We start from the raw sequence: 13,901 nt of genomic DNA on the forward strand, positions 1-13,901 counted from the left end.
TTCTTTGCAAAATTTTAAATCTATATCGCCTATTTTAATTTACGCGCCATATTAAAGCGAGCGAACGACTGTTCGGCGACATTGAACCATTGGGCTTGATTATTACGGAAAGCAACCCAGTCCATATACACTTTGTTGAACTTAGGATTCTTAGCAGCCTCCTCAGTAAAAGTCTCTTGGGCCGCATTAAAACAAGCCTCCATCACTGATTGTGGGAACGGCTTCAAGATGGTCTTATCTTGAATTAAACGAGCCAAAGCAGAAGGGTTGCGTGCATCGTATTTGGCTTGCATATTCACATGCGCTTCCAAACTAGCAGTTTCTATCGCTGCTTGATACAGCTTAGGCAGTTTATCCCATTCCTTCTTACCGACGTAAAAGGAGAGCTGCGCACCACCTTCCCACCAGCCTGGATAGTGATAGAATTTCGCGACCTTATTGAAGCCAAGTTTTTCGTCATCATAAGGACCGACCCACTCTGCTGCATCAATCGCGCCTTTTTCTAAGGATGTATAAATCTCACCACCCGCGACTTGAACTGGAATTGTACCTAGTTTCGCCAACACCTTCCCTGCAAAACCACCGACACGAAACTTCAAACCTTTAAGATCTTCGGGGCTCTTGATTTCTTTGCGGAACCAACCACCCATTTGCGTACCAGTATTGCCGCCCAAAAAATTCACTACATTATGTTCGGCAAAAAATTCACGCATCAACTTCATACCATTGCCATGCATCATCCAAGCAGTTTGCTGGCGTGAAGTCAATCCAAACGGCACCGCACAATCGAAAGCAAAGGTCGCATCTTTACCATAGTAGTAATAGGAAGCAGTGTGCCCTATTTCGACCGTGCCATCTTTCACTGCGTCTAGCACAGCATTAAAGGGGACGATCTCCGGTGCGGCATAAGGACGGATATTGAATTTCCCATCAGTCAATTCTTTAATACGATTGCAAAAAGTCTCTGCTGCACCATAAATGGTATCGAGATTTTTAGGAAAACTCGATGCCAGACGCCAGTTAAGCGTAGGTAAGTCGGCAGCCAGACTTGGGGCTGCAATAGCACCTGCAGCACCACCTACCGCTGCTTTTTTTAGAAATGAACGACGTTCCATGCGATCTCCGTTTTTAAGTATAGGGTTAAAGGCTGAAGCCCGGGGCAAGCTTAGATAAATCACACTAAAAATACAAATATGCGTAGCAGATTAACTGCCCTACGCGTAAACGATACTGACGCTTAAAACTAACTACCTGCAACAGTCATACTTTCAATCAAAATCGAACCGGTTGTCTTAGTGCCGCGCGTCAAGGTGTCGTTTCCTATCGCGACGATTTGTTCAAACATCTCACGCATATTGCCAGCGATAGTGATCTCCTCTACAGGATATTGAATCACACCGTTTTCCACCCAAAAGCCAGATGCACCACGAGAATAATCACCTGTTACATAATTCACGCCCTGCCCCATCAATTCGGTAACCAACAAGCCCGTACCCATTTTCTTTAGCATTTGCGCAAAATTATCGCCGCGCTTGGTCAAGTTTGAAGTCAGATTCAGGTTGTGCGAACCGCCAGCATTGCCTGTCGTTTGCATGCCTAATTTGCGCGCCGAATAAGTTGAGAGGAAATAGCCATTCAATACACCATTCGTAACGACTTCACGCTTCAATGTCTTGACACCTTCGTCATCGAATGGAGAAGAACCAACCGCACCTAAGACATGCGGGTCTTCCAATACTTGGATGTGATTCGGAAAAACTTGCTTACCCAAAGTATCGAGTAAAAACGTTGACTTGCGATACAAAGCACCACCCGAAACCGCCTGTACAAAAGCACCCAATAGGCCAGCAGCTAGAGGCGCTTCAAACAAAACCGGACACTTGCGCGTATCAATGGTACGCGCATTCAAACGCGCCAAAGCACGTTTCGCGGCGTAGCCACCGATGGATTCTGGTGTGGCGATTTTCTTGTGATTGCGATGCGAGCTGTACCAGTCGTCTCGCTGCATCTTAGAGCCCTTGCCCGCAATTGGCGCCACAGAAATCGTATGACGGGAAAAAGGATAACCACCAACAAAACCTCGAGAATTAGCCGCCACAAAATGGGATTGCTGCGCATGCACGCTAGCACCCTCGCAATTGCTAATGCGTTTATCTACTGCGTAAGCCGCTGCTTCAGTACGACAAGCCAGATCAATTGCTTCTTCGGCGGTAACTAACCAAGGGTGAAATAACTTTAAATCCTGGGGATGCATTTCTAACATCTCGGCATCAGGCAACCCAGCGCAATCATCTTCGGCAGTAAAACGTGCGATGTTATAAGCTGCCTCGACAGTGTCCTCCAAAGATTTCTTGGAAAAATCAGAAGTGCTGGCATTTCCACGCTTCTTGCCGACATAAACCGTGATTCCTATGCCTTTGTCGCGATTCTGCTCTATGGTCTCGACCTTGCCCTTACGTACACTAATGGATAATCCACCGCCTTCACTGACTTCTACCGCTGCATCTGTTGCACCTTTGTCACGGGCAATGCGCAGCATATCCTGGGTAATTTGTTTAAATTGATCCTGAGTATGGGTAAAAACTGGTTTAGACATAGCTTCTGTTTCTTTAGCTGAAAGGATAAAGAGAGTATCATAGCAGTCGTTGTGCGACACGATGCCCTTCGTGATTAAAAAAAAGGGGCAAAAGCTTTATTTATCATTGTTCGATTCAGCCAGTTGCAAGACTTGTTGAATAGTGAACCTGTTATACGGCTAACAGTAGCCTACGGAGACATGCGTTGCTGGTAACGGCTGCGTGTGAAGCTCTCCTGACAATGTATCTCCCCCAGTGATGGGCGTGCTTTTATCGTGAGGTAAAACATGGAAACTCCTAGCAGTGATGGGGTTGAGAGGCTAGGCTGGCTGGTATGGGTAACATATGTGAATTGTCGTTAAACTTCGTAACTATGGATATGCCAAAACTGCTGTTAGGCATTAACCAAAAGGTGTATGGTCGGATATCCTGTTAGCGACTCAGGATACGTCGTCATCAGACCATCGGAGAAAAGACAGACCCTAACCCAGTCGTGTGATAAGTAAGGAACGTGGAAAACCCAAATCGTCGCCCAAGTTGTTGTAGTCGGGCAGGTGAACCGTAAGGAACACTGTAGGCGGTGTGGGCATGGGAGGATAGAGAAAGCGAATGCCGAGTTGTAATGATTCGGATAGGGATTGAAACATCATTCCACGCGAAAGCGGGCAGACTTCTATCTGGTCTATCGTCGCAAGACGGCTGACCAACCCTTTATCTTGGATGAGATGAAGGGTAAGTATCAAGATATGGTACTTACCGAACGGATATTTTTACTTGTGGGAGCTATGGACGCTCCCACAAGGAGCGTTATGAGTTTTCACTTGGAAAATTGAAGTTCTAATTTCAATTTACAAGGAGGAAAGCAGCATGAAAGTGCATATCCATACGGATGTGTCTGCGCTTTCTCATGTACCGCAAGACTGGCACGCTGTAAATTGGCGGCGGGTTGAACGGAATGTGAAAGGGATGCAGATACGAATTGCGAAGGCAACACGGGAAAGCAAATGGCGCAAGGTGAAAGCCTTGCAACGAATGTTGACCCGCACGTTATCCGCAAAGTTATTAGCGGTGAAGCGTGTTACTGAAAATCAAGGTAAACGCACGGCAGGTGTAGATGGTGAGCTGTGGGAGTCACCTGAAACGAAATGGTTAGCAGTTAGCAGGATGCAGCAGCGTGGATATAGACCTTTGCCATTGCGAAGAATCTATATACCGAAAGCAAATGGGAAAAAACGCCCCTTAGGGATACCCACTATGCGAGATCGGGCTATGCAGGCTTTATTTTTGTTAGCGTTGGAACCTGTATCTGAATCGACGAGCGATCCGAATTCTTATGGATTTAGGAGCAATCGTTCAACCGCAGATGCAATGTCTCAACTATTTGTCTCTTTATCCAAGAAGACTTCGGCTCCTTGGGTATTGGAAGCAGATATAGCAGGCTGTTTCGATAACATTAATCATGGATGGTTGACTGCGAATGTCCCTATGGATAGGTCAGTTCTTCAAAAATGGTTAAAGTCTGGCTTGATTTATCAAAGTCAGTTTCAGGAGACAGAGGCTGGTACGCCACAAGGAGGAATTATTTCTCCTACATTGGCGAATGTGACACTGAATGGTTTGGAGTCAGGCCTGACTAGTTACTTAGGTAAAAAGTTGGGTGTGACGGTAACTAGTAAGCTAAAAGTAAATGTAGTTCGGTATGCGGATGATTTTGTTATTACAGGAAGCTCGAAAGAGATACTGGAAAACGAAATTAAGCCTTGGATAGAAAATTTCCTTGCAGTTCGAGGGTTACGACTTTCTGAGGAAAAGACGCGCATTGTTCACATAGATCAAGGCTTTGATTTTCTGGGGTGGAATTTCCGAAAATATCAGGGAAAACTACTCATCAAACCGAGCAAGAAAAACGTGCAAACGTTTTATCGCAAAGTGAAGGAAATAATCAGTACACATAAAGAGATTAAACAAGAGGAGTTGATAGACTTGCTTAATCCGATACTACGAGGTTGGGCGCAATATCACAGCCCTGTAGTAGCCAAGACAACGTACAGCCGTGTAGAGAACTTAATATTTAAGGCTCTATGGCGGTGGTCAAAACGGCGACATTCGAATAAGAACGTTGACTGGATAAAGGAAAAATATTTCCATACAGTTGGCGAACGAAATTGGATGTTTGCAGTTCCTGTAGTAAACGAAGATGGCAGTAAAGGATTAAAAGATCTGTATCAGTTGTCGGGTACAGAGATTAAGCGGCATAAGAAAATTAAAGGGGCGTATAACCCCTTTGATCCCGAATGGGAAATGTATGGCGAACAGTTGCAACAAGAACGTATGTTGGAAAATATGCGTCACAAAAAGCAATTTATTCGTATGTATATTGATCAGGGCGGACTTTGTGCTGTATGCAAGTGCAAGATGACCAAAGCAACAGGCTGGCATGACCATCACATAGAATATCGTGTGCATGGAGGTTCTGATGCTCTAGGGAATCGCGTATTATTGCATCCCAACTGCCATGCCCAAGTGCATAGCAAGAGTTTGAAAGTAGTAAAGCCGGTTCCCTTGTAGGGAACTTCGTAATATAGCGTTTCCTTTTTTAGGAAATTTTATAATAGGCTTGAGCCGTGTGCGATGAAAGTCGCAAGCACGGTTCTTAGGGGGGAATGGGTCAGTAATGACCTGTTCCTACCCTCCTCAATAAGTTTATAGAAGATTTACCAATGCCAAATCCGAATCGAGGCTCTTGCGGCTATCAGTCCAATGAGTTTGAACCAGAATACGACCGTCCATCTAAATCCGAACTCAAGCGTCAAATGACCGCCCTGCAAAAAATGGGGCAAGAGTTAGTGGACTCCGCACGCGATCGCGTCAAACGAGTTCCTATGCCAGAAGATGTGCGTGACGCCATTCTCGAATGCCAAAACATCACCAACCACGAAGGCCGTCGTCGCCAGATGCAATTTGTGGGCAAAAAGATGCGTACTTTAGATGAGGCAGAAGTCGCGCTGATTCAAAAGACCATTGATAGCTGGAAAGGTGCTTCCAAGTCCGAAACAGCCGCCATGCATTCACTCGAACGCAAACGCGAAAAGTTGCTGGCGAAAGATGAAGCCCTAACAGAATTAATGGCCGAAAATCCTGAACTCGATGTGCAGCATTTGCGCACACTAATTCGCAACGCCCGCAAAGAGCAAGCCGAAAACAAACCGCCAAAAGCCTATCGTGAAATCTTCCAGATTTTGAAAGAAATTCAGGCGAAAAATAAAGCCGCTACTGCATCAGAAGATGACGCAGAAAACGACGATGCAGAAGATGACGACAATTGATCTAGATCGCGCTTTGCGGATAGGCTTGGTGTCGATCTCTGATCGCGCCTCCACTGGAGTTTATCAAGATCAAGGTCTTCCTGCATTACAAGCGTGGTTCGGCGCCGCACTCAGCACGCCGTGGTCTATGGAAACCCGTTTAATCCCAGATGAACGCGCTGCGATCGAACAAGCTTTAATTGACCTGGTCGATCACGCTCGTTGCGACTTGGTGATAACCACAGGCGGCACAGGCCCCGCGAGACGTGACGTCACACCAGAAGCGACATTAGCCATAGCAACGAAAGAAATGCCAGGATTTGGCGAGCAAATGCGCCAGATCAGTTTGCAATTTGTGCCGACCGCAATCTTGTCACGTCAGGTTGCCGTGATACGTGAAACCACCGATCACGCAGCATTGATTCTCAACTTGCCTGGGCAACCTAAGTCGATCAAAGAGACTTTGGAAGGATTAAAAGACGCCGATGGCAAACAAATTGTTGCCGGTATTTTTGCCGCAATCCCCTATTGCATCGATTTAATCGGCGGTCCATATGTTGAAACCCATGAATCGGTTTGCAAAGTATTTCGCCCAAAATCCGCGTTACGCGTAAAAACGTCTGAAGTATAAATTTTTCCAAATAAATCATGACAACTGAACTCTTAGAAACGATAGAAATCGAAAGCGGAAACAACCCAACAGCTGCAGTCATTTGGATGCATGGTTTAGGTGCCGATGCGAACGACTTTGTGCCTATCGTTAAAGAACTCGACCTGCGTAATTGCCCAGCAATTCGCTTTGTATTTCCAAATGCGCCGCAAATTCCTGTCACCTTGAACGGCGGCTACATTATGCGCGCCTGGTATGACATCGCCGCCGCTGGTACCGATATCAATAAGCGCGAAGATGAAGCTGGCCTGCGTCTCTCACAGCAACAAATTGATGCCTTGATCGCGCGTGAAAATGCGCGTGGCATTCCGACGGACAAGATCATTTTGGCGGGTTTTTCGCAAGGCTGCGCGATGAGCCTACAAACGGGTCTACGTCACCCACAAAAATTAGCAGGCATCATGGGCTTGTCTGGCTATGTTCCCTTGGCAGATAAAGTTGCTGCTGAACGCCATGCTGCAAATCAAGACACGCCAATTTTCTTGGTACATGGAACTAGTGATCCTGTGATACCGATCCAACGTGCGCAGCAGTCGCGCGATCTATTGCTGAGCCTCGGCTATACCATTGAATGGCATGATTACTGGATGCAGCATTCAGTATCGCCACAAGAAATTATCGATATAGGAAATTGGTTGCGTAAAGTCCTATGAGTAGTTCTCTAGTAGAGTCATCATAGTAAAAAAGGCTTATTTGAATTCAAATAAGCCTTTTTATTTTCCAGCGGTTTTACTAACTTCCTTTCCAACTTTCATGCCAGTTTTGATTAGATCTTAAACGCTGGCAGTTTCCAATACGTCACTGCGCGCCACAACCATTCCATAGGTCCGTAGCGGAATTTACTCAACCACCAGTGACTAAACATCAGCTGCAAAATCACCACGATGAATACAAACACAACTTGGTGCGAACGTTGCATGCCGTAATAGCCCAAGCCGTAGCTATAAAAAACTGCAGAACAAATGATAGATTGAGACAAATAATTCGTCAGCGCCATACGACCGTACGGTGCCAGCAACTTCACTTTGGCAAATACGCCTGCGCTGTTGAACATCAAAATCAACACACTGACATAACCTAAACAAGCAGGCAAATTTCCTAGATACAGCAGCCCGGTTGCCAATGTAAACGGATCATTGTCCATTCCTTTCACCGGCGCAGTCGTAATCAAACTACCCGCAACACCTAAACCGATACCGATGGGTAAACCAAATAATGCGAGCCTTCTGAACATAGGCAAATGCGCCTTAGTGTTATCCATAATGCCTGATCGTACAAACCAAAAGCCAATCAGAAACATACAATTAATCAAGACACTAAAGATCGTCACATTAGGCCAATTTTCGGCGAATTCTTTAGCTCGAAATTTCATTGCGTCGAGATAAGTTCCCTTAGTTAGAATTTGCACTTCCAACTTATTATCAGCCTCTTTCTTTTTCTCTTGCTCTACCTGTTTTTTCTTTTGCTCAGCTGCAGCTATTTTGCGTTTAGCAGCGTCGCTTGGAGCGGCAGGATTGCTTGCATTGGCCATGACAGCATTACTTGCAGCGCTGGCAGCAGGCGCACTCGAAACCACGTTCTCAATCTGCGGTCCAGTTTCACTTGCAATTGTTGGCGTTTCTTTAGTCCCCCAATACTCAAAACTGCCACCGATAATCATAGAGATAAACAAAGTGCAGTAGAGCAAACTGCCGATTTTCCAAGGACGGACTTCTTTAGGCTGATGCGAACGCGCTAATATATACGCCAACAAGAAGAAAAATCCTGCCGAAAAAATTAAGCCGCGTACGGCTTTCATCGCTGGGATGAAGAATCCTCCCAGGCTAATTAACAATGCAATTCCACCCATCACACACAAGACAGCAGAAGTAATAGGCATGGTTTTACCAAAGAACTTAAGCACGGCTTCGGTACGCAACAAGAATGTCATTCCACCCAACAAGGCTAGTGCGACAGCAATTGCCCCTACCTGATTTAAAGCGGGGATTGCTGCAAACAATGCTAACACGATGGCAGCCAGAAAAATCCAACGTATTTTCGCAAACAAGATCAATAATAAACCTCCTGCAGCGATGGCATAACTAAATAAAATATCTCCAGGCCAAATCAAAATATGGTGCAGCAAGCCAAAGATTGCCAAGGCAATCAAGCGACGCAAATAAGGCTTAAGAAAATTCTGTCCTTTGGCTTCGGTACGTGTCAGCATCAGGGCAAAGCCCATACCAAACAGGAGCGAGAAAATCGTCCAAAACTTTCCTGCAACAAAATACGCAATCACATAGCTCGCTAACCAATTCAGTCCAGTCAATCCCGCTGGCATGCCCTCGCCCAACTCACCCACGGCGCGATTAAAGAATTCGATATTCATCAAGAAAATACCGATCAGCGCAAAACCGCGAATCACGTCAAGGACACCGATGCGCTCATTCGCGCTCACCGGCGCTAACGCTGACGGTGCTGTTGGTGCAGGCGCAGGTGCAGGTGCAGGTGCACTACCATCAGGCATTGGAAGGTCGTCATTTATAGTATTTGTACTGTCGTTTTGCATGTTTTCTCTCACCTCAACAAATGTCTAATTGAAAAAGCGCCTCGATCTGCATCAAAGCGCTTTTTTTATCATTATGCCTTATAAAATGGTAAAGCCAATATACTCAAGGAAATTAACCTATCTGTGCCTGTAAAGAATCAGGCTTGATTCTCATCACTGGGAATTGCCAGTAAGTGACCGCACGCCATACCCATTCCAAAGGACCGTAGCGGAAACGTGCCAACCACCAGTGACTAAACAACACTTGCAAGCAAATCACACAGACGGCGAAGCCTAATTGTTGTGCACGGCCTAAGCCAAAATATCCCATTCCCCAGCCATAAAAGAAACTGGCCTGGACCAAAGACTGCATTAAATAATTGGTCAATGCCATGCGGCCAAAAGGTGCGAGCACTTTAATTTTCGAAAACACAGTATCGCTATGTAACATCAACACCACAATACTGAGATAAGCCAGACAAGTTGGTAAGTTACCCAAATTCAAAAGCATTTGGGAAAGCTGCCAGCCATCACCCGAGACGCCAGGTACATGAGAGACCGCGATACTACTTGCCAACACACTTAAACCCCAACCGACAGGCAATCCAATGACTGCAATTTGACGGAATAGTGCTAAATGTTCTGAGGATTTCGTGATAATTTTGGCTCGCACAAACCACAAACCGAGTAAGAATAAAGCGATCGCTTCAAATGCCATACCCGCCGGATTGAATGGTCCTTCCATCAGTCGGTCAAAACGCTGCTTTACCGTATCCATATAGGTACCATGGCTCAACACCTCGACATCTTCGGCGATTTTTTTTCTATTTTCCTGAATGTTATTAATTGAGTCAGCATCAGTCTCTATTTTCTTTTGTGCATCGGTCTTGACTACCTTAGGATCACCTTTTTTCGCCTCGACTTTTGCGTCTGTTTTTGCGTTTACTTTGGGTGCCAATTTGCCTTCAGCGATTGCAGCTTTCTTACTCAACTCTTCCTCTGCTTTGATTTTTGCTTTTTCCGCTGCAAGCTGTACCGCTTCTGGCGAGTTAAATACGCTCTTGATAGGCTGTTGATAAGAAATGATGCCGAACACGGTACCAATTAAGAACGGCATACAATAAATCAGAACGCCAGCGCGCCAAAAACGAGCAGTTGTAGGTTGATGAAAGCGCGCAGATAAGAAGGCAATCAATAGAAATACAAATGCCATCACAGACATAGGGTTGCGACCATTTTTCATAGCCACAACAAACCAAGATACCAAGGCCACCAAACCAACTAAGACTCCAGCGACCAAAAACAAAACAGAAAACAAGGGGATCTGCTTACCGAATACCTTGACCAGTTTTTCATTGCGAATAAATAACCCAAGCAAACCCATATAAGCGATACCCGCCACCACCGCTCCAAAGGAATTCATACCAGGAATAAAACAGAATCCAAGCAAACCAACAACGCTCAGCACAATCCACTTCCAGCGTCCAAATAAGACGATCAACAAACCACCAGCTGTAAAGGCATAGCTGAGTAAAATATCGCCATACCACAGCATGACATTATGTAGAAAACCAAAGATCGCCAAAGCAATAATGCGGCGAATATACGGCTTAATGAAGGGGCGATTGGTTTCTTCAGCCCGACTTAACATCACTGCAAACCCCATTCCGAACAACAGTGAGAAAATCGTCCAGAATTTGCCCGCTACGAAGTAATTGACGAAATAAGTAGCAAGCCAATCGATACCATGTGCAGCAGGTGGAATGCCGGTACCAAAATCTAGGAAAGAGCGATTGAAATACTCGATGTTCATGAAAAAGATGCCGATTAAAGCAAATCCTCTGACGACATCCAAAGCCTGTATCCGTTCGCTGGCGGCAACCGGGGCAAGCTTTGCGCTTAGCGCATCGGCGGCGAATGCCGCCTTAATATCGAATGTGTGTTCCATTTTTCCCCATTTCCATGACCAGAGCAGTCAGATTTGTACAGTCTTATTTTGGTTTGAAAAACAATCGCGTTTAATCAACGTTAAAAACATGAAAGACATTTAGCAGCATCAGATGCTACGCTTCAACTTGGTGAAAAACAAACATCTTGCGACGAACTGCGTAAATCAAGGAGTGAAATCATTTTAATTGCGCTTATACTCGACGTCTTAAGTTAAACCATAGTTTGATCAGCAGCACTAAACAAAGATCAAGAATTACTAAACGCATTGCCAAATAGCGCAAAAAAGAACAGACATCATGCCAAGATCACGCGCACTAGCTTCAAGCAAAAAATTATTCAATATCGACGCGACTGCGAAGTTAAGGCTAGGATTCGCAGTACTTCTGACATTGCTGCCGCAGATATCCAGCGCACAAAACAGCTCTGTCAAAACAGAAATCAAACAAAGTTGGCAATTACCAGGTTTACAGAGCAAAGCGCAAATTTTGGTCGATAACTGGGGTGTTCCACATATTTACGCTGAAAACGAAGCTGATCTCTTTTTTGCCCAAGGATTCAATGTCGCCAGAGATCGTTTATTTCAAATTGATTTGTGGCGCAGGCGTGGCCTAGGACAGCTCGCTGAAGTGTTTGGCCCGTCGTATTTAGAACAAGATAAAGCGGCACGCGCTTTCTTATATCGTGGTGACATGAAACAAGAATGGGCTGTCTATGGCAGTCAGGCGCAGACACTAAGTAAGAGCTTCGTCGCGGGAATCAATGCTTACATAGATTACTTGAGCAAGAATCCTGAAGCGCTGCCGCCTGAGTTTAAAGTCATGCAGTATCAGCCGGCTAAATGGCAAGTCGAAGATGTAGTGCGGATACGCAGTCATGGTTTGACTCGTAACCTGACTTCAGAAGTAGCGCGGGCCAAATTAGCCTGCACTGGGAATCTAGCGCTTGATGAAGTCAGACAAAGTTTAAGCCACGACTGGAAAACCCAAGTGCCAGCGGGTTTAGATCCCTGCTTACCCGATGATGTGTTGCACCAATTCACACTAGCCACGCAAAATGTCATTTTCGATGCCAACAGCAGACGTGTAAGCCAAACCACCCAGCCGACAACACTCGCTATGCTAGGGTACGACACCGGAACCGAAACGCAAGAAGGCAGTAACAACTGGGTCATTGCCCCCGCCAAGTCCAGCACAGGGCGGGCCATCATGGCGAACGATCCTCATCGGGCCTACTCCACGCCCTCATTGCGTTACATCACCCATTTGAGCACACCGGGTTTAGATGTGATTGGAGCCGGCGAACCAGCCCTGCCTGGCATCTCTATTGGTCACAATGGCAGTATCGCGTTTGGTCTGACGATCATGGCGATCGATCAGGAAGACTTATATGTGTACGAACTCAATCCGAGCAATCCTCAGCAATACAGATACCAAGGAAAATGGGAAAACTTCATTCAACACAGCGAGACTTTTAAAATTAAAGGTCAGCCCGATCAACAAGTCTATCTCCCCTTCACACGACATGGCCCGATGATCTATCTTGAGTCTGACAAGAATCGGGCATTCGCGGTGCGTACCGCATGGTTACAGGCGGGCATGGCGCCCTATTTTGGCAGCGTCGATTACATGCGTGCGAATAACTTTGCGCAGTTTAAAAAAGCCATGCTGCACTGGGGCGCTCCAACCCTGAATCAAGTTTACGCAGATACCAAAGGCAATATAGGCTGGGCACCTGGCGGAATGACACCAATACGACGTAATTGGGATGGACTATTGCCCGTGCCGGGAGATGGGCGTTACGAATGGTCAGGATTCTTATCGGGAGACAAGCTGCCCTCTAGCTACAACCCACGATCCGGTTGGTTTGCATCGGCCAACGAAATGAATCTGGCCAAAGACTATCCACAGAAAGACCGCAAGCTCGGTTTTGAGTGGCCACTTCCGGCGCGCTACCAGCGTATAGCCGAGGTCTTAGGGCAAGACAAAAAAATCTCTATCGAAGACTCTATGCGTTTGCAAAATGATGTATTCTCGTTGCCTGCGAAGCGCTTAGTTACGTTAGTCATGAGTGTAAGCAATACGCTAAAAAACAAAGATGAAACCCAGCAAAAAGCGCTGGCTGTTTTCAAAGACTGGGATTACTTCGAACATGCCGACTCACCGGCGGCCGCTTTGTTTCAAGTCTGGCTGACACAGACGCTGGCACCCGCCTACAAAAATATAATGTTAGGAAGCCAAACTGGATTAGTCACTAGCATGCCAGATATGACGCGCATGCTGCAGAATTTAGATAGCGTCAGTCACTTCCCTGCGCAGTTTGGCAATACTTCACAAATCGCACGCGCCGCACGCGACGAATTGCTGCTAAGCAGCTTAAGCATGGCCTACCAAGGTTTAGAACGTTTACAGGGCAAAGACACCAAAAACTGGCGTTGGGGCGCACTACAAAAAACTCCCTTCAAACACGCAATGTCAGCGATTGTTGATCCCAATACCCGGGCTCAATTCGACGTCGGCAATCTGCCACGTGGCGGCAGTGCAAATACAGTCAATCAATCCAGCTTCCGCCTGCAAGACTTCGTACAATTAAATGGTCCGTCATTCCGTGTCGTGATCGATGTAGGAAATTGGGACAATTCACGCGCAATCAATACACCGGGACAATCAGGTGATCCTGCCAGTCCGCATTACCGAGACCTAGCTGCATCATGGGCAAACGGTGACTATTTTCCTCTACTGTATTCACGAAAAGCGGTAGAGGAAAATACAGGGCAGCGTTTTGAACTAATTCCTGTGAAATAGAACTGAGGCAAACACTGAGTTATGTTATCACTCAGTGTTTTAACCATCAGGTAAAATGAGTGTCGCGCATTC

General features: G+C 46.0%; 9 protein-coding genes. 5 read left to right on the forward strand and 4 right to left on the reverse strand.

Going from position 1 to position 13,901, the window contains the following annotated elements; genetic code table 11:
* Nucleotides 1-29: 29 nt before the first annotated feature.
* Both ACO0KZ_RS15860 and pmbA read right to left on the reverse strand, forming a co-directional pair.
* The gene (locus ACO0KZ_RS15860; protein ID WP_422996934.1) at nucleotides 30-1,115 is read right to left on the reverse strand and encodes a TRAP transporter substrate-binding protein; all 1,086 of its coding nucleotides are present in this window, start codon (nucleotides 1,113-1,115) and stop codon (nucleotides 30-32) included.
* Nucleotides 1,116-1,243: 128 nt separating this feature from the next.
* A complete protein-coding gene (pmbA, locus tag ACO0KZ_RS15865) occupies nucleotides 1,244-2,596 on the reverse strand; it encodes a metalloprotease PmbA (protein WP_422996936.1) in 1,353 nt (450 codons plus the stop codon).
* A gap of 847 nt (nucleotides 2,597-3,443) precedes the next feature.
* On the opposite strand from pmbA, the gene ltrA reads away from it, so the two are divergent.
* The 4 genes from ltrA to ACO0KZ_RS15885 all read left to right on the forward strand — a co-directional run bounded on the left by ltrA (nucleotide 3,444) and on the right by ACO0KZ_RS15885 (nucleotide 7,204).
* Complete coding sequence (ltrA, locus tag ACO0KZ_RS15870; RefSeq protein ID WP_422996938.1) at nucleotides 3,444-5,144, forward strand: group II intron reverse transcriptase/maturase; 1,701 nt, start codon at nucleotides 3,444-3,446, stop codon at nucleotides 5,142-5,144.
* Nucleotides 5,145-5,296: 152 nt separating this feature from the next.
* Complete coding sequence (yjgA, locus tag ACO0KZ_RS15875) at nucleotides 5,297-5,902, forward strand: ribosome biogenesis factor YjgA (RefSeq protein ID WP_422996940.1); 606 nt, start codon at nucleotides 5,297-5,299, stop codon at nucleotides 5,900-5,902.
* Nucleotides 5,880-6,512, forward strand: a complete 633-nt coding sequence (mog, locus tag ACO0KZ_RS15880; protein WP_422997234.1) for a molybdopterin adenylyltransferase — start codon at nucleotides 5,880-5,882, stop codon at nucleotides 6,510-6,512. Before yjgA ends, mog begins: the two co-directional genes overlap by 23 nt.
* 17 nt (nucleotides 6,513-6,529) lie before the next feature.
* Nucleotides 6,530-7,204, forward strand: coding sequence for an alpha/beta hydrolase (locus ACO0KZ_RS15885; RefSeq protein ID WP_422996942.1), 675 nt, complete (start codon nucleotides 6,530-6,532; stop codon nucleotides 7,202-7,204).
* A 113-nt stretch (nucleotides 7,205-7,317) separates the two neighbouring features.
* Here the strand turns inward: ACO0KZ_RS15885 and ACO0KZ_RS15890 are convergent, their stop codons facing one another.
* Both ACO0KZ_RS15890 and ACO0KZ_RS15895 read right to left on the reverse strand, forming a co-directional pair.
* Nucleotides 7,318-9,099: a DUF418 domain-containing protein gene (locus ACO0KZ_RS15890; protein WP_422996944.1), complete on the reverse strand. Its 1,782-nt coding sequence runs from the start codon at nucleotides 9,097-9,099 to the stop codon at nucleotides 7,318-7,320.
* A 112-nt stretch (nucleotides 9,100-9,211) separates the two neighbouring features.
* Entirely contained in the window at nucleotides 9,212-11,026 is a 1,815-nt protein-coding gene (locus tag ACO0KZ_RS15895) for a DUF418 domain-containing protein (RefSeq protein WP_422996946.1), read from the reverse strand.
* A 298-nt stretch (nucleotides 11,027-11,324) separates the two neighbouring features.
* On the opposite strand from ACO0KZ_RS15895, the gene ACO0KZ_RS15900 reads away from it, so the two are divergent.
* On the forward strand, nucleotides 11,325-13,829 hold the full coding sequence (locus ACO0KZ_RS15900; RefSeq protein WP_422996948.1) for a penicillin acylase family protein: 2,505 nt from the start codon (nucleotides 11,325-11,327) through the stop codon (nucleotides 13,827-13,829).
* Nucleotides 13,830-13,901: the final 72 nt, after the last annotated feature.

It is taken from the genome of Undibacterium sp. Di24W (genome assembly GCF_049340325.1).
In the GTDB taxonomy this organism is placed as follows: domain Bacteria; phylum Pseudomonadota; class Gammaproteobacteria; order Burkholderiales; family Burkholderiaceae_D; genus Undibacterium.

What these genes read in the sequence shown, in the direction of transcription:
- ltrA (WP_422996938.1), top strand. Translation starts at nt 3,444, where the DNA reads ATGAAAGTGCATATCCATACGGATGTGTCTGCGCTTTCTCATGTACCG.
- pmbA (WP_422996936.1), bottom strand. Translation starts at nt 2,596, where the DNA reads ATGTCTAAACCAGTTTTTACCCATACTCAGGATCAATTTAAACAAATT.
- ACO0KZ_RS15890 (WP_422996944.1), bottom strand. Translation starts at nt 9,099, where the DNA reads ATGCAAAACGACAGTACAAATACTATAAATGACGACCTTCCAATGCCT.
- mog (WP_422997234.1), top strand. Translation starts at nt 5,880, where the DNA reads ATGCAGAAGATGACGACAATTGATCTAGATCGCGCTTTGCGGATAGGC.
- yjgA (WP_422996940.1), top strand. Translation starts at nt 5,297, where the DNA reads ATGCCAAATCCGAATCGAGGCTCTTGCGGCTATCAGTCCAATGAGTTT.
- ACO0KZ_RS15900 (WP_422996948.1), top strand. Translation starts at nt 11,325, where the DNA reads ATGCCAAGATCACGCGCACTAGCTTCAAGCAAAAAATTATTCAATATC.
- ACO0KZ_RS15860 (WP_422996934.1), bottom strand. Translation starts at nt 1,115, where the DNA reads ATGGAACGTCGTTCATTTCTAAAAAAAGCAGCGGTAGGTGGTGCTGCA.
- ACO0KZ_RS15885 (WP_422996942.1), top strand. Translation starts at nt 6,530, where the DNA reads ATGACAACTGAACTCTTAGAAACGATAGAAATCGAAAGCGGAAACAAC.
- ACO0KZ_RS15895 (WP_422996946.1), bottom strand. Translation starts at nt 11,026, where the DNA reads ATGGAACACACATTCGATATTAAGGCGGCATTCGCCGCCGATGCGCTA.